General features: G+C 63.2%; 22 protein-coding genes and 1 pseudogene. 13 read left to right on the top strand and 10 right to left on the bottom strand.

Annotation, left to right across the window (positions count from 1 at the left end; translation table 11 throughout):
- Positions 1 to 15: 15 nt before the first annotated feature.
- The 9 genes from GC125_RS14055 (at position 16) to mnhG (ending at position 9,443) form a co-directional block, all read left to right on the top strand.
- A complete protein-coding gene (locus tag GC125_RS14055; RefSeq protein WP_151986214.1) occupies positions 16 to 1,275 on the top strand; it encodes a ribulose-bisphosphate carboxylase large subunit family protein in 1,260 nt (419 codons plus the stop codon).
- Positions 1,272 to 2,585, top strand: coding sequence for a four-carbon acid sugar kinase family protein (locus GC125_RS14050; protein ID WP_151986213.1), 1,314 nt, complete (start codon positions 1,272 to 1,274; stop codon positions 2,583 to 2,585). Before GC125_RS14055 ends, GC125_RS14050 begins: the two co-directional genes overlap by 4 nt.
- Positions 2,586 to 2,853: 268 nt before the next feature.
- Complete coding sequence (locus GC125_RS14045; RefSeq protein WP_151986212.1) at positions 2,854 to 3,231, top strand: hypothetical protein; 378 nt, start codon at positions 2,854 to 2,856, stop codon at positions 3,229 to 3,231.
- 172 nt (positions 3,232 to 3,403) lie between these two features.
- Positions 3,404 to 6,331 carry a monovalent cation/H+ antiporter subunit A gene (locus GC125_RS14040; protein ID WP_151986211.1) on the top strand — a complete coding sequence of 976 codons (2,928 nt, stop codon included), beginning with the start codon at positions 3,404 to 3,406 and terminating at the stop codon, positions 6,329 to 6,331.
- Entirely contained in the window at positions 6,331 to 6,675 is a 345-nt protein-coding gene (locus tag GC125_RS14035) for a Na+/H+ antiporter subunit C (RefSeq protein WP_151986210.1), read from the top strand. The genes GC125_RS14040 and GC125_RS14035 overlap by 1 nt, the downstream gene beginning before the upstream one ends.
- Entirely contained in the window at positions 6,672 to 8,288 is a 1,617-nt protein-coding gene (locus GC125_RS14030; protein ID WP_151986209.1) for a monovalent cation/H+ antiporter subunit D, read from the top strand. Before GC125_RS14035 ends, GC125_RS14030 begins: the two co-directional genes overlap by 4 nt.
- Positions 8,285 to 8,770 carry a Na+/H+ antiporter subunit E gene (locus tag GC125_RS14025; RefSeq protein ID WP_151986208.1) on the top strand — a complete coding sequence of 162 codons (486 nt, stop codon included), beginning with the start codon at positions 8,285 to 8,287 and terminating at the stop codon, positions 8,768 to 8,770. Before GC125_RS14030 ends, GC125_RS14025 begins: the two co-directional genes overlap by 4 nt.
- The gene (locus tag GC125_RS14020) at positions 8,767 to 9,048 is read left to right on the top strand and encodes a K+/H+ antiporter subunit F (RefSeq protein WP_151986207.1); all 282 of its coding nucleotides are present in this window, start codon (positions 8,767 to 8,769) and stop codon (positions 9,046 to 9,048) included. The genes GC125_RS14025 and GC125_RS14020 overlap by 4 nt, the downstream gene beginning before the upstream one ends.
- The gene (gene mnhG / locus GC125_RS14015) at positions 9,045 to 9,443 is read left to right on the top strand and encodes a monovalent cation/H(+) antiporter subunit G (protein ID WP_151986206.1); all 399 of its coding nucleotides are present in this window, start codon (positions 9,045 to 9,047) and stop codon (positions 9,441 to 9,443) included. The genes GC125_RS14020 and mnhG overlap by 4 nt, the downstream gene beginning before the upstream one ends.
- Before the next feature lie 13 nt (positions 9,444 to 9,456).
- On the opposite strand, the gene GC125_RS14010 is transcribed toward mnhG, so the two are convergent.
- From GC125_RS14010 to GC125_RS13990, 5 genes are all read right to left on the bottom strand, one after another.
- The gene (locus GC125_RS14010) at positions 9,457 to 9,771 is read right to left on the bottom strand and encodes an Hpt domain-containing protein (RefSeq protein WP_151986205.1); all 315 of its coding nucleotides are present in this window, start codon (positions 9,769 to 9,771) and stop codon (positions 9,457 to 9,459) included.
- A 175-nt stretch (positions 9,772 to 9,946) separates the two neighbouring features.
- Positions 9,947 to 11,518 (bottom strand): GMC family oxidoreductase, encoded by a 1,572-nt coding sequence (locus tag GC125_RS14005; protein ID WP_151986204.1) that lies wholly within the window; start codon positions 11,516 to 11,518, stop codon positions 9,947 to 9,949.
- 14 nt (positions 11,519 to 11,532) lie between these two features.
- Complete coding sequence (locus GC125_RS14000; RefSeq protein WP_151986203.1) at positions 11,533 to 12,057, bottom strand: Twin-arginine translocation pathway signal; 525 nt, start codon at positions 12,055 to 12,057, stop codon at positions 11,533 to 11,535.
- Positions 12,058 to 12,133: 76 nt separating this feature from the next.
- Positions 12,134 to 12,529: a VOC family protein gene (locus tag GC125_RS13995; RefSeq protein ID WP_151986202.1), complete on the bottom strand. Its 396-nt coding sequence runs from the start codon at positions 12,527 to 12,529 to the stop codon at positions 12,134 to 12,136.
- 90 nt (positions 12,530 to 12,619) lie between these two features.
- A complete protein-coding gene (locus GC125_RS13990) occupies positions 12,620 to 12,913 on the bottom strand; it encodes a ribbon-helix-helix domain-containing protein (protein WP_151986201.1) in 294 nt (97 codons plus the stop codon).
- Positions 12,914 to 13,358: 445 nt separating this feature from the next.
- On the opposite strand from GC125_RS13990, the gene GC125_RS13985 reads away from it, so the two are divergent.
- Positions 13,359 to 13,931 carry a manganese efflux pump MntP gene (locus GC125_RS13985; RefSeq protein WP_151986200.1) on the top strand — a complete coding sequence of 191 codons (573 nt, stop codon included), beginning with the start codon at positions 13,359 to 13,361 and terminating at the stop codon, positions 13,929 to 13,931.
- Here the strand turns inward: GC125_RS13985 and cysQ are convergent.
- From cysQ to GC125_RS13970, 3 genes and pseudogenes are all read right to left on the bottom strand, one after another.
- Positions 13,912 to 14,763 (bottom strand): 3'(2'),5'-bisphosphate nucleotidase CysQ, encoded by an 852-nt coding sequence (gene cysQ / locus GC125_RS13980; protein ID WP_151986199.1) that lies wholly within the window; start codon positions 14,761 to 14,763, stop codon positions 13,912 to 13,914. The two genes, GC125_RS13985 and cysQ, sit on opposite strands and share 20 nt — an antisense overlap.
- A pseudogene (cysC, locus tag GC125_RS13975) lies at positions 14,756 to 15,382 on the bottom strand (adenylyl-sulfate kinase); the annotation flags it as partial. The pseudogene cysC and the gene cysQ, both read right to left, overlap by 8 nt.
- Before the next feature lie 3 nt (positions 15,383 to 15,385).
- Entirely contained in the window at positions 15,386 to 15,847 is a 462-nt protein-coding gene (locus tag GC125_RS13970) for a MarR family winged helix-turn-helix transcriptional regulator (RefSeq protein WP_151986197.1), read from the bottom strand.
- Between the two features lie 217 nt (positions 15,848 to 16,064).
- On the opposite strand from GC125_RS13970, the gene GC125_RS13965 reads away from it, so the two are divergent.
- The 3 genes from GC125_RS13965 (at position 16,065) to GC125_RS13955 (ending at position 18,351) form a co-directional block, all read left to right on the top strand.
- Positions 16,065 to 17,114, top strand: coding sequence for a TRAP transporter substrate-binding protein (locus tag GC125_RS13965; RefSeq protein ID WP_151986196.1), 1,050 nt, complete (start codon positions 16,065 to 16,067; stop codon positions 17,112 to 17,114).
- Between the two features lie 122 nt (positions 17,115 to 17,236).
- On the top strand, positions 17,237 to 18,130 hold the full coding sequence (locus GC125_RS13960; protein WP_151986195.1) for a substrate-binding domain-containing protein: 894 nt from the start codon (positions 17,237 to 17,239) through the stop codon (positions 18,128 to 18,130).
- Positions 18,131 to 18,141: 11 nt separating this feature from the next.
- Positions 18,142 to 18,351: a TOBE domain-containing protein gene (locus GC125_RS13955; RefSeq protein ID WP_151986194.1), complete on the top strand. Its 210-nt coding sequence runs from the start codon at positions 18,142 to 18,144 to the stop codon at positions 18,349 to 18,351.
- Here GC125_RS13955 and GC125_RS13950 read toward each other — a convergent pair.
- Both GC125_RS13950 and GC125_RS13945 read right to left on the bottom strand, forming a co-directional pair.
- Positions 18,332 to 19,126: an ABC transporter ATP-binding protein gene (locus GC125_RS13950; RefSeq protein WP_353617083.1), complete on the bottom strand. Its 795-nt coding sequence runs from the start codon at positions 19,124 to 19,126 to the stop codon at positions 18,332 to 18,334. The two genes, GC125_RS13955 and GC125_RS13950, sit on opposite strands and share 20 nt — an antisense overlap.
- Positions 19,123 to 20,109, bottom strand: a complete 987-nt coding sequence (locus GC125_RS13945) for a FecCD family ABC transporter permease (RefSeq protein WP_151986192.1) — start codon at positions 20,107 to 20,109, stop codon at positions 19,123 to 19,125. The genes GC125_RS13950 and GC125_RS13945 overlap by 4 nt, the downstream gene beginning before the upstream one ends.
- Positions 20,110 to 20,144 lie beyond the last annotated feature (35 nt).

Below are 20,144 nucleotides of genomic sequence, written 5' to 3'. Positions count from 1 at the left end.
GGGAGAGTTTTGGCGATGACGCGCTTGTTCGCAGAATATGAGGTCGAAAGCCCGGTCGGGCTCGAGAGGGCCGCGCGGGTCATTGCCGGCGAACAGTCCTGCGGGACTTTCATGCGGCTGCCGGGCGAGACCGATGATCTCAGACGTCGCGCCGGAGCCGATGTCGAAGACGTCATCGTCGACGAGGTGCGCGATCGACCATCGCTGCCCGTGCGGAAACCGGGCAAAACCTATGAGCGCGGGCGGATCGTTCTGTCCTGGCCGCTCGAAAATATGGGCGCGTCGCTGACCAACACGCTTGCGACGGTTGCCGGCAATCTGTTCGAGCTCGCCGAAGTTTCCGCCATCCGGCTGATCGACGTCACGTTTCCCGACGCGTTCGCCGATGCGTGTCCGGGGCCGGCGTTCGGCGTGGAAGGCACGCAGCGGCTCGCCAATGTCTCCAACCGGCCGATGATCGGTACCATCATCAAGCCGAGCGTCGGCCTTTCTCCGGATGAGACGGCGGCCCTCGTGCAACAGCTCTGCGATGGCGGCATCGACTTCATCAAGGACGACGAACTGCAGGCGAACGGGCCCCACTGCCGACTGAACGAGCGGGTGAGGGCCGTGATGTCCGTGATCAACGCCCATGCGGAAAAGACCGGCAAAAAGGTCATGTACGCTTTCAACATCACCGACGAAGTCGACGAGATGAAACGCAATGCAGATCTGGTACTTGCGCAAGGCGGCACCTGCCTGATGGTCAGTCTCCATTCCATCGGCCTTGCGGGTCTCGGCGCGATCCGGCGGCATGCGCAATTGCCGCTCCACTGTCACCGCAATGGCTGGGGCCTTTTCCAGCGCTCGCCCGATATCGGGATTTCCTACCGCGCCTGGCAGAAGTTCTGGCGGCTCGCGGGGGCGGACCACCTCCACGTCAACGGGCTCGGCAACAAGTTCAGCGAGAGCGACGACAGCGTCATCGATTCCGCCCGCGCGGTCGCCGAGCCGATGTTCTGCGGCAAACGGCCAAGCTTCGCCGCGATGCCGGTGTTCTCCTCGGGTCAGACCGCGGTTCAGATCGAGCCGACCTACAAGGCGATCGGTACCACCGGCTTCATCTACTGCGCTGGCGGCGGCATCATGGGGCATCCGGGCGGTGTGGCCGGTGGCGTCGCGAGCCTGCGTCAGGCGGCAGAAGCGGCGGTGAAAGGCATTCCCGCTTCTGAATACGCGCGGGATCACACGGAACTGGCCGACGCTCTGAAGGTCTTCGGAGACCGCTTCGGATGAGCGGCGCGCCGCTGATCAGCTTCTACGGCGATGATTTCACCGGCTCGACAGACGCCATGGAGGCGCTGTCGGCCAATGGCATCGAAACGGTGCTTTTCACGCGCCTGCCAAGCGCCGACGAACTTGCCGCCTTCGCACATTGCCAAGCCGTCGGTCTCGCAGGCACCAGTCGCAGCCAGAGCCCATCCTGGATGGATCGGGATATGCGGGAAGCGTTCATCTGGTTGAAGACGCTGCAGGCCGCGCACTGCCACTACAAGGTCTGTTCGACCTTCGACAGCGCGCCGCACCAGGGCTCCATTGGCCGTGCACTTGAAATCGGCCTCGACGTCTTCGACCAGCAGGTGGCGGCGATCGTCGTCGGCGTGCCGCAACTGCGCCGCTACACGTTCTTCGGGCACCTTTTCGCAGGCTATCGCGACGCGGTCTATCGCATCGACCGGCATCCCGTGATGAGCCGTCATCCTGCGACGCCGATGGGGGAGGCCGACCTCGTCCTTCACCTCGCGGCCCAGACCGATCTGCCGATCGCGCGCATCGGCGGCAGAGAGGCTACGACGGGGAGCGTCGCTGCGCTTCGGCACGGCCGCGCGCGCGGTGTGCTGATCGACGTGCATGATCTGGCGACACAGCGCGCGGCCGGCGAGTTCATCCTCGACGGGGAGGAGATTTTTGGCCCGTTCATCATAGGGTCGTCCGGCGTCGACTACGCATTGATCGCCGCGTGGCGGGCCCGCGGCGTGCTGCCGCCGACACTGCCTTCGTTCGAGCCGCTGCGGCGCGAGGCGCGCATTGCGGTCGTCTCCGGAAGCTGCTCGCCGACCACCGAGCGGCAGATCCGGACGGCTGCGCAGGCCGGCTTCGTCCCGATCGAGGTCGACTACCGCGCCATCGCTTCCGGCCTGAATGTGGACGCTGTCATCGACACGGCGTTGTCCCAGGCTCTTGCCGTCCTGCAGGCAGGGCAAAGCCCGATCCTGCACACCGCACTCGGACCGGACACCACCCTGTCGATCGAGGCCGCTGAGAACGACGCGGTCGGCCGGGCTCTCGGACACGCGCTGGATGAAATTATCGCCCGTACAAACCTTACCCGGGTCGTGGTCGCCGGCGGCGACACGTCGAGCCACGCCCTGTCGCAACTCGGCATTTTCGCCCTGACGCTGCGCCACCCCATTACCCAATCCCCCGGCTCCCCCGTCTGCCTCGCCCATCGCGACACGGGCGGCACGACCGAAATCACGTTGAAGGGCGGCCAGATCGGCAACGACGATTACTTCGTGAAGATCCGAGATGGCACGGTGTCGTGAGGGATCGATACGTGCATTTCTTGACCGACCCATCCGGCGCGCCACTTTCCACCTTTGTCAACATGCCGCAATCTATGCGCTAGCAAATCTTAAACACAACCTAAAAGAGTTTTGTCTTAATTCCACAACCGCGTCCTTTCTTCGCAGCTGCCATAATTTGACGATGTCCTTGTGAAAGAAGCATATTAGGTTTTCAGGAAGCGCGAGATTCGAGAGACGGCAAGTGGTTAGGATTGGGGCGGATTGGGAAGAGCGACGCGGGCGGCGCTTGCGTGCGACTGATTTTGCCGCCTATGCGCTGCTGCTCCTCGCCCTGCTCGGATATGCCTGCTTCCCGTCGAAGCCGTCCAACGGCATCGAAATTGCCGAGCGGCTCGCTCCGATCTCCTTATCGGCCGCTCTCTCCGCCGATCTGACGCAGAAATTCCGCACCCCAAAGCAAGAGCAGGAATATCGCGCCCGCAGCGAGAGCTTCGATGCATTCGAGGCCGAGACGGGCGATGTCCCGCCGTCCTCCGTTGTGCAAGCAGTGACGCTGGCGTTGCCGGAAATCGATGCTGCACTCGTTCGTATCGGCCCGTCCCCTGTCGGCAGCGAACAGGCGCGCGTGAAGCCGGCGGCGAGAGGCCCTCCTTCGATCGTCTGAGCCTTACCGACCGTCTGACGACGCACCCGGTTCGGCCTCTTTCTTCGAACGGCACATGAAACGTATATGCAGGAGCCAATGACCCTCGCTTTCGAGCGACGGTCGCAATCGTTAGGCTCCCTGTTCGCTGCGTGAGTCGCCCCACTTCAAGCGTCAGTCCCGGTAAGTCTCTATGTGGTCTAGTGAATGGCTCATCCTGCTCGTCGGTCTTCCGTTCCTCGGAAGCCTGCTGACGGCGTTGTTACCGAGCCAATCGCGCAGCGCGGCAAATTGGCTGGCCGGCGCCATGGCGCTTGCGTGTTTCGGGATCGCGATCAGCGCCTATTCATCGGTGACGGACGGGATGGTCGTGCGCCACCAGGTGGAGTGGGTGCCGCATCTCGGTCTGTCCTTCTCGCTGCGGCTCGATGGCTTCGCTTGGATGTTCTCCATGCTGATCACGGGCATCGGCGCACTCGTGATCCTTTATGCGCGCTATTACATGTCGCCCAAGGATCCGGTCGTTCGCTTCTACGCCCTGTTGCTGGCGTTCATGGGCGCTATGCAGGGGCTCGTCGTTTCCGGCAACATCATCCTGCTCGCGGTTTTCTGGGAACTGACGAGCATCTTCTCGTTCCTGCTGATCGGCTACTGGCACCACAACCAGGCAGCGCGAGATGGCGCGCGCATGGCGCTCACCATCACCGGTGCCGGCGGCCTTTGCCTGCTGGCAGGCATGGTGCTGCTCGGCCAGATCGTCGGCAGCTACGATCTCGACGTGGTTCTGCAGTCCGGTGACCTGATCCGTGCGAGCGATCTCTATCTGCCCACATTGCTGCTCATCCTTGCCGGCGCCCTGACCAAGAGCGCGCAGTTCCCGTTCCACTTCTGGCTGCCCAATGCCATGGCGGCGCCGACGCCGGTGTCGGCCTATCTCCACTCGGCGACAATGGTGAAGGCGGGCGTCTTCCTGTTGACCCGGTTCTGGCCGGTGCTCTCCGGAACAGATGAATGGTTCTTCATCGTCGGCTTCGCGGGTCTCAGCACCCTGTTGATCGGCGCTTATTTCGCGATCTTCCAGCACGACCTCAAGGGGCTGCTCGCTTATTCCACGATCAGCCATCTCGGGCTGGTGACAACGCTTTTGAGTCTCGGTAGCCCGCTGGCGGCCGTTGCAGCCATCTTCCACATGGTCAACCACGCCACCTTCAAGGCATCGCTGTTCATGGCGGCCGGCATCATCGACCATGAGGCCGGAACCCGCGATATGCGGCGACTAAGTGGCTTGTTCAGTTTCCTGCCGATCACCGCGACGCTCGCCATGGTGGCGAGTGCGGCAATGGCCGGGGTGCCGCTTCTCAACGGCTTCCTGTCGAAGGAGATGTTCTTCGCCGAGACGCTCGAGCAGCATCGCGCGTCGGTGCTCGACACGATCACGCCCTATGTGGCCACCGTCGCCGCAGCCTTCGCCGTGACCTATTCGGTCCGGTTGATCCACACGGTCTTCTTCGGCCCTCGCGCTGCCGACCTGCCCAAAGTTCCGCACGAGCCGCCGCGCTGGATGCGCCTGCCGATCGAGCTCCTCGTGCTGGCCTGCCTGGTGGTCGGCATCGTCCCGGGATTGAGCGTCGGATCCTATCTCGACACGGCGGTGGTATCGGTTCTCGGCGATGCGACGCCCGTCTACAGCCTGTCGATCTGGCACGGCTTTAACCTGCCGCTGGTGATGAGCATCGTCGCGCTATTGGGCGGCATCGTTCTTTACATGGCGCTGAAGTCCTATCTCGACCGGTGCGAGGAGGGGCCGCCGCTCTTCCGTCGCCTCAAGGGGCAACGTATTTTCGAGCGCATCCTGGTTGCCGTCAGTTGGCGGTGGGCGCGCGTTGCCGAGCGCCGCCTCGGCACACGGCGGCTTCAGCCCCAGCTGCGGCTGATGGTCGTTGCTGCCATCCTCGCCGGGATCTGGGCGATGTGGGGCTCTCGCCATCTGACGCCGCCGTTGACCATCACCGGTGTCGATCCTGTCCTTGCGATGATGTGGCTCGTCGGCGGCGGCTGTGCCGTTGCCGCAGCCTATCAGGCGAAGTTCCACCGGCTCGCCGCGCTCATCTTCCTCGGCGTCGCAGGTCTCGTTACCTGCATCACCTTCGTCTGGCTTTCGGCACCCGATCTTGGCGTGACGCAGCTTCTGGTCGAGATCGTCACGACCGTACTCATCCTGCTCGGATTGCGCTGGCTGCCGAAGCGCGACGACCAGATCGAACGGCGTGCCTTTTGGGTGCGGGTCCGACGCGCGCGCGACTTCTTCATCGCCGTGACGGCCGGTGCCGGCATGGCGCTGCTCGCCTATTACATGATGATGACGCCGCTGCCGCCATCGGTCGGCGATTACTACCTGCAGCATGCCTATAGCGAGGGCGGCGGCACCAATGTCGTCAACGTCATCCTCGTCGATTTCCGCGGCTTCGATACGCTCGGCGAGATCGTCGTTCTGGCCGTCGTGGCGCTTACGGTGTTCGCGCTGCTGCGCCGTTTCCGGCCGGCGGAGGACAATTCCGAGCTGCCGTACCAGCAGCGCGAACAGAACGAGTTCGACGACATCCAACGCGACCGTGAAGTGGGCGAGACGCTGACCGACTACCTGCTCGTGCCATCCGTCATCATGCGTTGGATGTTCGCGGCCATCACTCTGCTGGCGGCTTACCTGTTCCTGCGCGGTCACGATCTCCCGGGTGGCGGCTTCGCAGCCGGTGTCGCGATGGCGATCGGCTTCCTTCTGCAATATCTCGCGGGTGGCACGCGTTGGGTGGAGGAGCGCCTGCGCATTCGGCCCGTCCAGTGGATCGGCTTCGGGCTGCTTGCGGCCACGGCGACCGGGCTTGGCTCGCTGACCGTCGGCTACCCGTTCCTGACATCCTATTTCCAGTACACTGAAATCCCCTTGATCGGCGGCGTGCCGACGGCCTCGGCGCTCTTCTTCGACCTCGGCGTCTTCAGCCTCGTCGTCGGCGCAACCGTTCTGATGCTCGTCGCCATCGCCCACCAGTCGCTGCGTGCACCGAAAGCGCGCGCAGAGCGGGCAGTGGCCGAGCGGGCGGTCGCTGAGCGGGGAGAAAGCTGATGGAATTCATCATTGCATTCGCCATCGGCGTGCTCGGTGCTTCGGGCGTCTGGCTCATCCTGCGGCCGCGCACCTATCAGGTCGTGATGGGGCTCGCTCTTTTGTCCTACGGCGTCAATCTCTTCATCTTCGGCATGGGCCGTCTTCGGGTGAACGCGCCGCCCGTGCTTCCTGGCGGCGACGCCATCGATCCGTCGGCCTTCACCGATCCGCTTCCGCAGGCACTCGTCCTGACCGCCATCGTCATCAGTTTTGCAACGACCGCGCTGTTTCTCGTCGTGCTGATCGCCTCACGCGGCTTGACCGGAACGGATCATGTGGATGGCCGGGAGGGCGAGCGATGACGGGCCAATTCCCCCATCTGATCGTCGCGCCGATCATCCTGCCGCTGATCATCGGCGCGTTGCTGCTGTTCTTCGACGACCGCGAACGCCGGCTGAAGACATCGCTTGCGATCCTGTCGGTCCTTGCACAGCTTGCGATCGGGCTCACCCTTCTGTTCAGAGTGCACTGGTCGGACGACGCGACGGCGCTCGTCTACCTGCTCGGTAACTGGCCGGCCCCGATCGCGATCAATCTGATCGCCGATCGCCTGTCGAGCATCATGCTGGTTCTCGGATCGCTGCTTGCGATCCCGGCGCTCATCTTCGCGACAGCCCGCTGGGACAAGGCGGGTCCGCATTTCCATTCGATGTTCCAGTTCATGCTCGTCGGCATCAATGGTGCATTCCTGACAGGTGACCTGTTCAACCTGTTCGTGTTCTTCGAAGTGATGCTGGCCGCGTCTTACGGTCTCGTGCTGCACGGATCGGGACCCGCGCGCGTGAAGGCAGGGCTGCACTACATCGCCATCAATCTCGCCGCGTCGCTCGTTTTCCTCATCGGTATCGCGATGGTCTTCGGGGCAACCGGCAGCTTGAACATGGCCGAAATCTCCATGCGCGCCGCCGATCTCGAGGGTTTCGCGACACCCGGCCTGCATGTCGGCTTGTCCATGCTTGGCCTCGCCTTTCTGGTGAAGGCAGCGATGTGGCCGCTCGGGAACTGGCTGGTGCCTGCCTATTCCGCATCAGCCGGACCGGTCGCAGCCATCATGGCGATCCTCAGCAAGGTCGGAATCTACGCGCTCATCCGGCTCTCGCTTCTGGTGCCGGCGGAAGGCGAAGTGTTCGGATCGCTCGTCATTTTCATCGGTGGCGCAGCCACATTGGTCTTCGCATCGATCGGCCTTCTGGCAACGCAATCGATTCGGACGGCGACGGCCTATCTCGTCATGGTCTCGTCCGGCACGATCCTCGCGACGCTTGGTCTCTCAGAACCTGCGAGCACGACCGGCGCGCTTTACTATCTTGTGACCTCGACGCTCGCGACGGGTGCGCTCTTCCTGCTCGCCGAATTGCTGGAACGGGATCAGGATCCGTTGTCGGCGATGCTATCGGTAACGATGGAGGCCTTTGGCGAGAACAGCCAGTTTGTCGATCCGGAAGAGGAGGTGGGTCGGCCGATGCCGCAGGCGGCCGCAGTGCTCGCCGCCGGTTTCGGCATTCTCGCCATGGTCCTGATCGGTCTTCCGCCGCTTGCTGGGTTTCTCGCCAAATTTGCCATCCTGCATTCCGTCATCGGGCCGGGTGCTGAGGCGATGTCAGAAGCGGTGACGATGCGTCTTGGGCTCGCGGCCTTGCTCATCTTCTCGGGGCTCACGGCGCTGATCGCCTTGTCGCGGGCGGGCATACGAACCTTCTGGGCGCCGGTGGAGCCGTTCATGCCGCGGGTATCCATCGTCGAGGTGGCGCCCGTGCTGTTCCTTCTCGTCGTGATCGTGCTTCTGTCGGTCTATGCCGGTCCGGCGGTGGACCTGATGGCGGCTACGGCTAATGATCTCCACATTCCGAACGGCTATCTCGATGCGGTGCTCGGCGCCGAACGCGTGCCGCCTTTTGCAGGAGGCGAAGAATGAGCATGATCTTCCCTTATCCGGTCATGACGCTTGGGCTTTTCGTCATGTGGATTGCGCTCGCCGGCGCGACGCCCGGTCATGCGATCCTGGCCCTCATCGTCAGCACGGGCAGCGCTCTCACGCTGAAGGCGCTTGGCGAAAGGAGCACCCGGGTCAAGCGGGTCGGCTCCATCGTGACCCTAGCGCGCGTGGTGTTCATCGACATCCTGCGGTCCAACTACGACGTTGCCCGGCTGATCCTGTTCGGCAAAAGGCTCAACCGCAAGTCAGGCTTCATGACGGTGCCGATCCGCCTCCAGAACCCGTCTTCGCTCGCCGTTCTCTCGATCGTGCTTACCAGCACGCCGGGGACCGCCTGGCTCGACTACAATGCCGCGCAAGGCACGCTGATCATCCACGTCTTCGACCTCAAGGATGAATCGCATTGGCTGGATCTCATCTCCAACCGGTATGAGCGTCTTCTCCTGGAGATATTCGAATGAGCGTCGTCATTCTTACGGTCGCGGTCTGGACCTCGCAGATCATTCTCGCAGTCGCGATGATGCTGGTGGCCTACCGGCTTTTCATCGGGCCGCGCGCGCAGGATCGGATCCTCGCGCTCGACATGCTCTATGTCTGCGCGATGCTGCAACTGCTCGTCTTCGGCGTGCGGACCGGCAACGCGATCTTCTTCGAAGCGGCGCTCATCATCGGCATGCTCGGCTTCGTCGCAACAGTATCGCTTGCCAAGTTCCTCATGCGCGGGGAGGTCATCGAATGACGGTCGATCTCGTCGAATATCCGCTCTGGGCGGCGATCCTAGTCTCGTGCTTCCTCGTCGTCGGATCGCTCCTGACACTGATCGGCGCCATCGGCATGGTGCGGCTGAAGAGCTTCTATGACCGCATTCACGCGCCGACGCTCGCCACCAGCTGGGGCACGGGCGGCATGGCCGTCGGGTCGATGATCTTTTTCCTGGTGGGCGGCGGGCGTCCGCTTGTTCACGAACTGCTGCTGGCTGCATTCGTCACGATCACGACGCCCGTGACCCTCATGATGCTCGGTCGCGCCGCCATCTATCGCGACCGCTCAAGCGCGCGTCCCGGCATTCCGCCGGTTGGACGGCGCGCCGATCTCAATTTGAGCGAGGAGCCTAGAGAGGGGGAGGTGACTTAGCGCAGGGTCGCTGTCAGAGCGGATGTCCCGTTTTCATATCCGCGATCACCGCATCGAGTTCCCGGATGAGAGACGTGAGCGCCTCGCGCTTTTCCACGGGGGAGCTGTCTGCCTCGAGCGTCGCTTCCATCTGCGAAGCCCGGATACTCAGATGGTCAAAGCCAAACGAACCACCTGCACCGGCGATGCCGTGGGCAAGCCTCGCAAGTTCGCGCCGCTGCGTGTCGGACGTGACGATCGGGTTTTTTGCGATGGCATTCAAAGCAGTCCTGTCGCTGTGCAACCGGGTGATGAACCGCTCTTTCAGTGCAGAAAGTGACTGAACCACCGCAAGCTCCTCGCCTGTTCAAGCACTCCGCATGGCTGCGCGGCACTTAAGCAAAATATGAACTGTCAGGCGGGAAGAACGCGTCAAAGCCGTTGCGGTTGCGCGCAGGCGGTAAGCGGCATCAAAAAGGGGCACAAGGCCGTCTTTCGAACGGCCTTGTGCGGGAGGAGAAGATCTAGATGTTGCCGGCGCTGAGCTCCTTGGCGATGTGATCGGCCTGGCGGATGGCGAGCGCCACGATCGTCAAGGTCGGATTTTCAGCGGCGCCCGTGGTGAACTGCGAACCGTCCGAGATGAACAGGTTCGGGATGTCATGGGTCTGGCCCCATTTGTTGACCACGCCATCGCGGGCGTTTTCGGACATGCGGTTGGTGCCGAGATTGTGCGTCGACGGGTAGGGCGGCGTCGGGAAGGCCCGGGTCGCGCCGACCGCCTTGTACATCTCAATCCCCTGCTTGTAGGCATGGTCGCGCATGGCCACGTCGTTCGGGTGGTCGGTAAAATGCACGTTCGGTGCCGGCAGGCCGTACTGGTCCTTCACCTCCGAGTTCAGGGTGATGCGGTTCGTTTCCTGCGGCATGTCCTCGCCCACGATCCACATGCCGGCCATGTTTTCGTACTGGTCGAGCGCGGACGTGAACGAGCGGCCCCAGCCACCCGGATCGAGGAAGGCTGCCATGAAGGGCAGGCCGAGCGACAAGGTCTCCAGCTCGTAGCCGCCAACGAAGCCGCGCGCCGGATCGTGGCGTGCCTCGTCCTGCACGATACCGGCCATGGTCGTGCCGCGCCACATGCGCACGGGCTTGTCGAAGACGGCATAGACCGAACCGGTTACGTGGCGCATGTAGTTGCGACCCACCTGGCCGGAGGAGTTTGCAAGGCCATCCGGGAACATGTTGGAGGCCGAGTTCAGCAGCAGGCGCGGGCTCTCGATCGTGTTGCCGGCGACTGCGACAAGACGCGCCTTCTGCATATGCTGGTTGCCGTCCTTGTCGGCGTAGACCACGCCGGTGACCTTGCCGCTATCGTCATGTTCGATCTTGATGACGTGCGAGCGGTCGCGGACTTCGAGATTGCCGGTGGCTTCGCCGGCCGGGATTTCGGTATAGGCCGCCGACCATTTTGCGCCCCACTTGCAGCCTTGAAAACAGAAGCCGGTCTGCTGGCAGGGCAGGCGGTCGCCGTCTTCACGGGTCTGGATCGCCATGTTGCCGGTGTGGACTTCCTTGTAGCCAAGCGCGAGCGCGCCCTTTTCGAAGACCTTGTAGTTGTTGTTGCCGGGCAGGCCGGGACGGTTGCCGGTGCGGGTAACGCCGAGCTTTTCTTCCGCCTGGTCGTACCAAGGCGCCATTTCATCGCCGTCGATCGGCCAGTCGAGCAGGTTTGCCCCGTCGACGCGTCCGTAGTTGGTCAGCGCTTTCCATTCGTGTGACTGGAACCGCAGCGATGCGCCGGCCCAGTGGATGGTCGTGCCGCCGACTGCCTTCACGATCCAGGCCGGGAGGCCCGAAAAGTCCTTGGCGACGCGCCAGTCGCCGCTGGTCGTGCGCGCATCGAGCCAGGAGAGCTGGCCGAAGGCATCCCATTCGTCGTTGAGATAATCTTCCGGCAGGTGGCGTCCGCCGGCTTCCAGCGCAACGACCTTGACGCCCTTCTGGGCGAGTTCGTTTGCGAGCACGCCGCCGCCGGCGCCCGTACCCACGATGACGACGACGGAATCGTCGTTGAGATCAAATTTTGCAACCATGGTGCGCCTCCTCCCTACAGCCAGTTGATATCGTCAAAGCCGCGCGACACGTAGCCGCCCTGGCTGTAGGACTCGCCCTCGTAACCGAAGAGCGGCCACACTTCCTTCTGGTTGTAGAGACCGGTGACGAGCCCGCCCCGGATCTTCTGGAAGAAGGCACTCTCCTCCATGCCCTGGAGGACTTCGACGCGGTCGCTTTCCCAGCCGATCGACAGGTAGTCCGCATGGCCCTTGCCGCGCGCGGCGGCGTCGAGAGCGGCAATTCCGTCTTCGATTTCCTGGGAGCTGTCAGCGGTGTCGTAACCCTTGACGGCGGTTGCGTAGAAATGATCGGCGAGATGGTCGTGCGGGTAGATGTCGCGTGCCATCTGAATCAATGTGGCCATGCTTTCCGGCTTCACCGCCGTCGTTTCCATGGCCCATGCGGCACCGTTGCCGGCGACGAAGTCTGCGCCGACGACGAATGTCGCGCCGACAGCCACGGAACGAGCCAAAAGCTCGCGCCGCGTCATGCCGGTTTTCGATAATGTCTCAGTCATGTCAGTCCTCCCTCAAAATTCTGGCTGACGGTCCGAGGCTCCACTCCTCGTCGCGGCAGCCGGCGAATGCGCGGCGCTACAGGTAGCGACCGCCGCGTTTCAGCACCTCGATCTGGTATCCATCCGGATCGGCAATGAAAAAGAAGCGTGCGATGACCTCGCCGGCGGGCGCAAAATCGACCAGCTTGCGGGGCGAGAGGCCCGCATCGGTCAAGCGCTTGTGCTCGGCTTCCAGGTCGTCGACCGAAAATGCGAGATGGCCGTAGCCGTCGCCCAGATCGTATGGCTCGGTGCGGCCCTTGTTGACGGTCAGTTCCAGCTCGAACCCGGTCTCGTCATTCGACATGTAGACCAGCGTGAAGCTTTCGAAATCGAGACGATCGGCCACCTTCAGCCCGAAGGCCTGATCGTAGAATGCTACTGACCGCGCCTCGTCGAGAACGCGGATCATGCTGTGTATGGCTTTAGCCACTCTGGCTTCCCTCCTTCTTCCGATTCAATGTTCGAAGTCTGGAAGGAGGGACGGCCCATCAGGTAGTAGAATGCTACTACGCTGCGGTTTTTAAGCTGCCGCGGCTGCCTTTGTCTGCATCGGTGCGCGCCGATCCATTTCGATCAGGCACGCGCAGCGCAGCAATGAGGTGAAATTCTCCGGCTCGCCACGCAGTTCGAGAACTTCCGAATGCAGTTTGGACACGAAGGCCGGCGTCGTTGAACCATCGCGCGCGGCAATCTCGTCGATGATTGCCCAGAATGCACGCTCAAGCCGGATGCTGGTGCTCTGGCCGTTCAGTCGCAACCTGCGCGTCACATACTCGTATCGCGTTGGCTCCTGGCCCGCAAAAACCTGGCACATGATATTCCTCCCGCAATTGCCCGCCTGGCTGAAGGTGGGCGTATCGGATGTTAGCGCCATTCCGAGACGCGCACGACTCCGCCATTGGTGCATGAACGATCAAAACGGATACGACATTCTTTCCGGGCCTTCCCGCCATTGGATGCAAACCCGAGGGGCGTTGGCGGTCGCTGCCTTATCGCTCCGCCGATCTATTGGAAGGGGTCTGCAAATGCCTCTCAAATTCATTTAAATATATGATTTTAATTGACATTTTGGTCAGCGCTTTCTACTTCGGGCCATCGGGGAGTAGCCACCAAGCGATTGGGGGCGCGTCAACACGATCGCCCTCATGGCGTGGCGCGTTCAGCCGGCGATGCCGGCCCGGCAAGACCGTGGGTATGGCCGACCGTTGGCGGACGGGCGGCCCGTTCCCCCGATTTTCGATCCGTCTTCGGTCAAAGCCATGTCCCCAGCAGCCGTCTTCTTCCTGTCCGTCTCCATGTCGGTCGATGCCTTTGCCGTCGCGGTCGGTCGCGGCACTGTGCTCGATCGTGCGCAACTGGGCCGGGCGCTGCGCATCGGCGCCGTGTTTGGTCTCGTCGAGGCGCTAACGCCGTTTCTCGGCTGGCTTGCCGGCATCGCCGCCAGCGACTGGGTCGCCCATGTGGATCATTGGATTGCCTTCGGCCTGCTGGGACTGGTCGGAATCCACATGATCCACAATGCGTTCAGCCAGGAAGGCGGCGAAGGCGCCGGGCGTCCATCCTCCGATTCGCCCTTCGTTCTTCTCGCGACGGCGTTCGGCACCAGCCTCGACGCCATGGCAGTCGGGCTGTCGCTCGCCTTCATCGATATGGATCTGGCCGGCATCCTGGCCGTATCGGCCGGCATCGGCATGGCGACCTTCGTGATGTCGACGGCCGGCGTGCTGCTCGGCAAGGCGATCGGCAACCGGTTCGGCCGCTATGCCGAAATGGTCGCCGGCGTCGTGCTCTGCGCGCTCGGCACGATGATCCTCATCGATCATATCGGCTAGGTTTTGCCGAGCGCCCTCGGCCAAAGGCTATGAAGGGCGGGTTGGCGAAGGCGGCCGTGAAGCCTTGCGGATCGTCTTCGCACGCCTCGGGGCGCTTGCCATACGCGAGCGGCGTCACTTCGTCGGCAAGCGTAGTCCGCCCGCCTGCCGCGCGCAACACGGCATCGCCGGCCGCCGTGTCCCATTCCATGGTGCGGGAAAAGCGCGGATAGATATCGGCCTTGCCTTCCGCGAGCAGGCAGAATTTCAGGGAGGAGCCTACGCTAACGCAATTGGTGATCTTGCGGTGCGCGAGATAGGCATTGGTGTCCGGGTCGCGATGCGACCGGCTCGCGACGGCGACGGGATCGTCGTGGGTTGAAACGGCCATCAGCCGCGTCGTCCGTCCGGCTCTCTCATCCACATGAAAGGCGCCCGCCTCGGAGCCGTAATAGGTGTGGCCAAGGGCCGGCGCGACCACCACGCCGACTGTTGGGCAGCCGTGCTCGATCAACGCGATATTGACGGTGAATTCCGCGCGACCGGACACGAATTCGCGCGTGCCATCCAAAGGATCGACGAGAAAGAACCGCTGACCGAGGTCCGCCGGCAGCACTCCGGCGGCCGCAGCCTCTTCGGCGACGATCGGGATTTGCGGGAAGTGCGCGTGCAGTTCCGCAAGGATCAGCAGTTCCGCGGCCGTATCGGCCTCGGTTACCGGCGAGCCATCGGACTTGCTGCGGATTTCGTAGCCCTGCGCAAAGATGCTGACCAGCACAGTGCCGGCCGCCTGCGCGGCCTCCAGCAGGATAGCAAGCACCGCTGCGTGGTCGATCTGTCTTGTTTCAGCCATAGGGCACCAAGCCCCGATTTCTAAGATGATCGACGACCGCGTCGGCCAGCGCTTCCGCACCAGTGTGAGCCGTCTTGAGGTGAATGTCGGGAGCAGCAGGCGCTTCGTAGGGCGAATCGAGGCCGGTGAAGTTGGAAAGTTCCCCCGCAAGCGCCTTGCGATAGAGGCCCTTCGGGTCTCGGCGCGCGCATTCCTCAAATGAGGTGTCGACGAAAATCTCGATGAACTCGCTGTCGACCATGCGCGCACGGGCCGCCTCACGCTCCGCCGTGAACGGGGAGATGAAAGCGACGATCACGACCAGTCCGGCATCGCTCATCAGCCGTGCGACCTCGCTCACCCGCCGCATGTTCTCGACGCGATCGGTTGCAGAAAACCCAAGGTCGCTGCTCAAGCCGTGGCGGAGATTGTCGCCATCGAGCAGGAAGGTTTTGACGCCGGCCTTGTGCAGCCGGACCTGCACCAGATTGGCGATGGTCGATTTACCCGATGCGGACAGGCCCGTGAACCAGAGAACCGCAGGCTTCTGTCCCATAAGCCGCGCATGATCGCCCCGGTTGAGTGTCGTCTTCTGCCATTGGATGATGTTGCTTGGGGGCGGGTTGTTCTCGGCCATGCGTCTTCAATCCCCCTCACTCTGCGTGTCGAACGAACCCGCATTCGCGCCGGTCGTCGCCTTCTTCAGCAGGGCGACCAGGCTGTCGCGCTCCTCCGCGCTCAGGCCTTCCAGCATCCGCTCCTGGACCTTCTGGACCGCGGGCATCATCGCCGTCAGGAGGTCTCGGCCCTTCTCGGTCAGATAGAGTTCGCGCGCCCGCCGGTCCCGTTCGCTCACTTCGCGGCGCACCAGGCCCTTGGTCAGAAGCCGGTCGATCACCCCGCCGATCGTCACGCGGTCATAGGCAATCAGGCTCGACAGCGTTGCCTGGTCGATGCCTTCGTTTCGCGCGATCGCATAGATTGCCGCGAACTGCACCGGCGTCAGGTCGAAACCGGCAGTCTGGGCTTCCTGCTGAAAAGTCGCGACGGAAATCTGGTTCATGCGCCGGATCAGGTGACCTGGCATCTCGTAAAGAGCCATCATCGCTGTGTTCGCTCTCCCTGCGATCTCATGTCATCGTGCATAACAGTCTGCGCCGCCGGGACAAGCGATCGGCTGCAAGGATTGTCGGCCCGCGCACGTCATGCACCAAAAATCCTGCCCCATGGCGGCCTTGGGCTGTTGGCAGGGCGGTCGGCGCCTGCTTATGTCCAATTACAAGCGCGGGCATTGGGAGCACCGCGCCAGGGAGGACTTTATCATGACACGGACCACACGCATTCGCAGCATGCTCGCCGGCGGCCTCGTCGCCTGCAGCGCGCTTCTTTCAGCAGGGATCGCCACCGCACAGGACGTGACGCTGCGGCTGCACCAGTTCCTGCCCGAGCAGGCGAACGTGCCGGCCTACGTGCTGAAGCCTTGGATCGAGCGCGTCCAGGAAGCGTCCGATGGCCGTATCGCAATCGAGATGTATTCGGCGATGGCGCTCGGCGGCACGCCCCCACAGCTCATCGACCAGGCGCGCGACGGCGTCGTGGATATCGTCTGGACTTTGCCCGGCTCGACTCCCGGCCGCTTCCCGCAGTCGGAAGTGTTCGAGCTGCCCTTCTTCTCCGCCGACGCCGAGGCGACATCGCGCGCCTATTGGCAGCTGTTCGAAGAAAGCATGCAGGAGACCGATTTCGCCGGGATCAAGATCCTCGGCACCTGGGTGCATGGCCCCGGTCTCGTCCACGTGAAGGGCGACGGCGTCAGTTCGCTCGAAGATATGGCCGATCTGAAGCTGCGCGCGCCGACCCGCATGATCACGCAGCTGCTGGAGCAGATGGGTGCCGCTCCGATCGGCATGCCGGTTCCGGCCATTCCGGAGTCGCTTTCGAAAGGCGTGATCGACGGCGCCGTCGTGCCGTGGGAAGTGACGCCGTCGCTGCGTCTCTCGGAGTTGGTCGACAGCCACACGGAATTCGCAGGAACCCAGGCGTTCTACGTCGCGACGTTCGTGCTGGCCATGAACCAGGCGAAGTATGACAGCCTGCCGGACGACCTGAAGGCCGTCATCGACGAGAACAGCGGGCTCGAATTCTCCGCTCTCGCCGGCAAGACGATGCAGGAATACGATGCACCGGCACGCGCGATTGCCGAGGAAGCCGGCAATGAGATCATCGTTCTGGACGAGGCAGAGGTCGCACGTTGGGTCGAGGCATCTCAGCCCGTCGTCGAAAGCTGGATCGCCGAGATGGACGGCCGTGGTCTCGAAGGCCAGGCGATCGTCGATCGTGCGCGTGCTCTGATCGAAGAAGCAACGCAGTAAAACCTGCAACTCCTCTCCGCTGGCGCGTCTTCCGGCGCGCCAGCGACCCTTAGAAGTGAATGCGACGCTTTGGCCGGCCAAACTGCTTGCAGCGGATGGTCCTGCCGTTATGTTGCACAACCATGCACGATTTTCTCACCGTCAAGGAAGTGGCCGATCTTCTGAGGATCAAGGAGCGCAAGCTCTACGACCTCACGGCGGAAGGCGTTTTGCCGGTTACCAAGGTGACGGGGAAGCTGATCTTCCCGCGCGATGCGCTGATGGCGTGGCTGCGCAAGAACACAGATTATGGCGCCGAACTTTCCGCACTGCGCGACCATCCGGCCGTCGTCGCAGGCAGCCACGATCCGCTTCTCGATTGGGCCCTTCGTGCTTCCGGCAGCGAGCTTGCGACCTATTACGATGGCTCCGCCGACGGGCTGCGGCGCATGAAGGCAGGGCAGGCGGTCGCCGCCGGCATCCATTTTCATCGAACACCCGAGGAAGAAGCCGGTTCGAACGCCAATGAGCGGCGCATATCGCTCGACATGCATCACGAGCCGGTCGTCCTCGTCGAATGGGCGAAACGCAGCCAGGGTCTGATCATCAAGCCAGAGCATGCCGAATCCATCGGCTCGATCGCCGATATCGCCGAACGGCGCGTGGTCTTCCGCCAGGAGGGCGCCGGCAGCCAGGATCTGTTCCAGTTGCTGCTCACTGAAGCGGGCCTTGCGCCCGGCCAGTTCACGCTCCTGCCCGATGTGGCGCGCAACCAGACGGATCTCGCCCAATCGGTCGCGCAGGGCGACGCCGATCTCGGCTTCGGCATCGCGGCTGTCGCTCGCCAGCACAAGCTCGCTTTCGTGCCAATCACCGAAGAGCGTTTCGACTTGCTCGTCTGGCGGCGGGATTTTTGTGCGCCAAGCCTGCAGAAACTCCTCTCATTCACCCGCACATCGCAGTTTCAAGATCGGGCGGAACAGCTTGGCGGATATGATGTTTCCCACACGGGAACCATTCACTACAACGGCCCTTGAAAGGACCACCTATGAAACTCAGCGCACGCAATGTGTTCGAAGGCAAGATCGTCGAAATCACCCGGGGAGCCGTAGCCGGCAAGGTGAAGATCGATATCGGCGGAGGTCACTTCGTCACGTCCACCGTGACGGTCGAAGCGATCGACGATCTCAATTTGTCGGAAGGCAAGACGGTCACCGCGATCGTCAAATCCTCGGACATCATTCTCGGCGTCGAGTGACCCCTTGAATCTGCGGCACGGCGATCGTCGTGCCGCTCGCCAGCGTCTCCACCGCGATCTCGACGCCGTAGACAGCTTGCAGCGCCTCTGCCGTCAGCGTCTCGCGCGGCGCGCCACGGGCAAGAATGACACCATCCCTCATCAGGATCACATCGTCCGCCACGGCAAATGCGTGATCGGGGTCGTGCGTCGACATCAGGATCGTGAAGCCTGCCTGCGCCAGCCGCACTGTTTCGGACAGGATCAGCGCCTGATTGCCGAAATCGAGGCTCGCCGTCGGTTCGTCGAGCACAAGCAGCGTGGTGTCCTGAGCCAACGCCCGTGCGATGAGCACCATCTGTCGCTGGCCACCGGAAAGCCGCGAATAATCAGCCTCGACAAGGTGCCCCATACCGATCTGCGCGAGCACCGCGCCAACCCGTTCGCGATCGCGTTTGCCCGGTGCTGCGAAAAGGCCGAGATGCGCCTGCCGACCCATCATCACCACGTCACCGACGGTGAACGGGAAGGGAGGCGCGTGTTGCTGCGGGACATAGGCGATGCGGCGTGCTTTCTCCGTCGCCGAAAGGCCGGCAATCGTCGCATCATCCACCGTCACCGATCCGGCGAGCGGCGGAATGAGGCCGATCAGCGTCTTCAGCAAGGTCGTCTTGCCGCATCCATTCGGTCCGAGCAGGCATGTGATCGTGCCGGCACGGATCGTGAGATCGATACCCGACGCAATCTGCGTCCGGCCGTAGCCGATGGCGAGGCGCTCGGCGCGAAGCAGGGTCACGACCATGCCCTCCGGCCGCGCGCCAGCAGATAGACGAAAACCGGCGCGCCGATCACGGCGGTGAGGATGCCGAGCGGCACTTCCGTCACAGCGATGGTGCGGGCGATGGTGTCGACGACCAGCATGAATCCGGCCCCGATGAGGATCGCTGTCGGCAACAGGCGGTGGAAGCTCGGGCCGACCAGCATGCGCGCGAAATGCGGGATGATCAGCCCGACCCAGCCGACGACGCCTGCAAAGGAAACGACCGACGCGGTGATCAGCGTGGCTGCGACAATCAGGATGATGCGGATGCGGCCGGTATCGACGCCGAGCGCGCGGGCTTCCTCGTCGCCCATAGCGAGAACATCGACCTTGTGTCGCAGCAGGATGAGCGGAACGAGTGCCACGATCGCAAACGGCAGGGCCGCCATGATGTCGCTGCCGGCGATGGCGGCGAGACTGCCGAGCAGCCAGAAGGTGATGGCGGGGAGCTGGTCATAGGGATCGGCCAGCACCTTCAACAGCGACGTCGCTGAACCGGCCAGCGCGCCGATCACCACGCCTGCAAGCACCAGCACGAGCACCGTGTCCTGCCGCCGGATGCCGGCTGCCAGCCCCATCACCGCACCGACGGCAGTCAGGCCACCGACGAAGGCGAGCATCTGTATTCCGATGACCGGCAGCGACAGGAAGATGCCGATGACGGCGCCGAGCCCTGCGCCGGCCGAGACGCCGAGGATGTCGGGCGAGACGAGCGGATTGCGGAAGATCTGCTGATAGACCGCTCCGGCCGCCGCCAGGCAGGCGCCGAGAGCGAGCGCGCCAAGCACGCGCGGCAGACGAATTGACCAGATGACGATCTGCGCCCGCGGGTCCGCGGCCGCCTGCCCGAAGACAACGGAGAAGATGTCGGTGAGATCCAGTCGATAGGCACCGATCGTCATGGCGAAGAGCGCCAAGGCGCCGATGCCGAGAGCGAGGAGAACCAATGGTGTCGTCAATCGACCGCTGCTCGTGTTGGGGTGCCGCCTCACAA

This window comes from Rhizobium sp. EC-SD404 (assembly GCF_902498825.1).
In the GTDB taxonomy this organism is placed as follows: Bacteria; Pseudomonadota; Alphaproteobacteria; order Rhizobiales; family Rhizobiaceae; genus Georhizobium.
This window is presented reverse-complemented; position numbering and strand designations above follow the sequence as displayed.

Coding starts and splice junctions, on each gene's coding strand:
- GC125_RS14020 (WP_151986207.1), top strand. CDS start 8,767: ATGAGCGTCGTCATTCTTACGGTCGCGGTCTGGACCTCGCAGATCATT.
- GC125_RS13985 (WP_151986200.1), top strand. CDS start 13,359: ATGTCCCCAGCAGCCGTCTTCTTCCTGTCCGTCTCCATGTCGGTCGAT.
- GC125_RS14040 (WP_151986211.1), top strand. CDS start 3,404: ATGTGGTCTAGTGAATGGCTCATCCTGCTCGTCGGTCTTCCGTTCCTC.
- GC125_RS14000 (WP_151986203.1), bottom strand. CDS start 12,057: ATGACTGAGACATTATCGAAAACCGGCATGACGCGGCGCGAGCTTTTG.
- GC125_RS13990 (WP_151986201.1), bottom strand. CDS start 12,913: ATGTGCCAGGTTTTTGCGGGCCAGGAGCCAACGCGATACGAGTATGTG.
- GC125_RS14025 (WP_151986208.1), top strand. CDS start 8,285: ATGAGCATGATCTTCCCTTATCCGGTCATGACGCTTGGGCTTTTCGTC.
- GC125_RS13970 (WP_151986197.1), bottom strand. CDS start 15,847: ATGATGGCTCTTTACGAGATGCCAGGTCACCTGATCCGGCGCATGAAC.
- cysQ (WP_151986199.1), bottom strand. CDS start 14,763: ATGGCTGAAACAAGACAGATCGACCACGCAGCGGTGCTTGCTATCCTG.
- GC125_RS14030 (WP_151986209.1), top strand. CDS start 6,672: ATGACGGGCCAATTCCCCCATCTGATCGTCGCGCCGATCATCCTGCCG.
- GC125_RS13955 (WP_151986194.1), top strand. CDS start 18,142: ATGAAACTCAGCGCACGCAATGTGTTCGAAGGCAAGATCGTCGAAATC.
- GC125_RS14055 (WP_151986214.1), top strand. CDS start 16: ATGACGCGCTTGTTCGCAGAATATGAGGTCGAAAGCCCGGTCGGGCTC.
- GC125_RS13960 (WP_151986195.1), top strand. CDS start 17,237: ATGCACGATTTTCTCACCGTCAAGGAAGTGGCCGATCTTCTGAGGATC.
- GC125_RS14050 (WP_151986213.1), top strand. CDS start 1,272: ATGAGCGGCGCGCCGCTGATCAGCTTCTACGGCGATGATTTCACCGGC.
- GC125_RS14035 (WP_151986210.1), top strand. CDS start 6,331: ATGGAATTCATCATTGCATTCGCCATCGGCGTGCTCGGTGCTTCGGGC.
- mnhG (WP_151986206.1), top strand. CDS start 9,045: ATGACGGTCGATCTCGTCGAATATCCGCTCTGGGCGGCGATCCTAGTC.
- GC125_RS14005 (WP_151986204.1), bottom strand. CDS start 11,518: ATGGTTGCAAAATTTGATCTCAACGACGATTCCGTCGTCGTCATCGTG.
- GC125_RS13965 (WP_151986196.1), top strand. CDS start 16,065: ATGACACGGACCACACGCATTCGCAGCATGCTCGCCGGCGGCCTCGTC.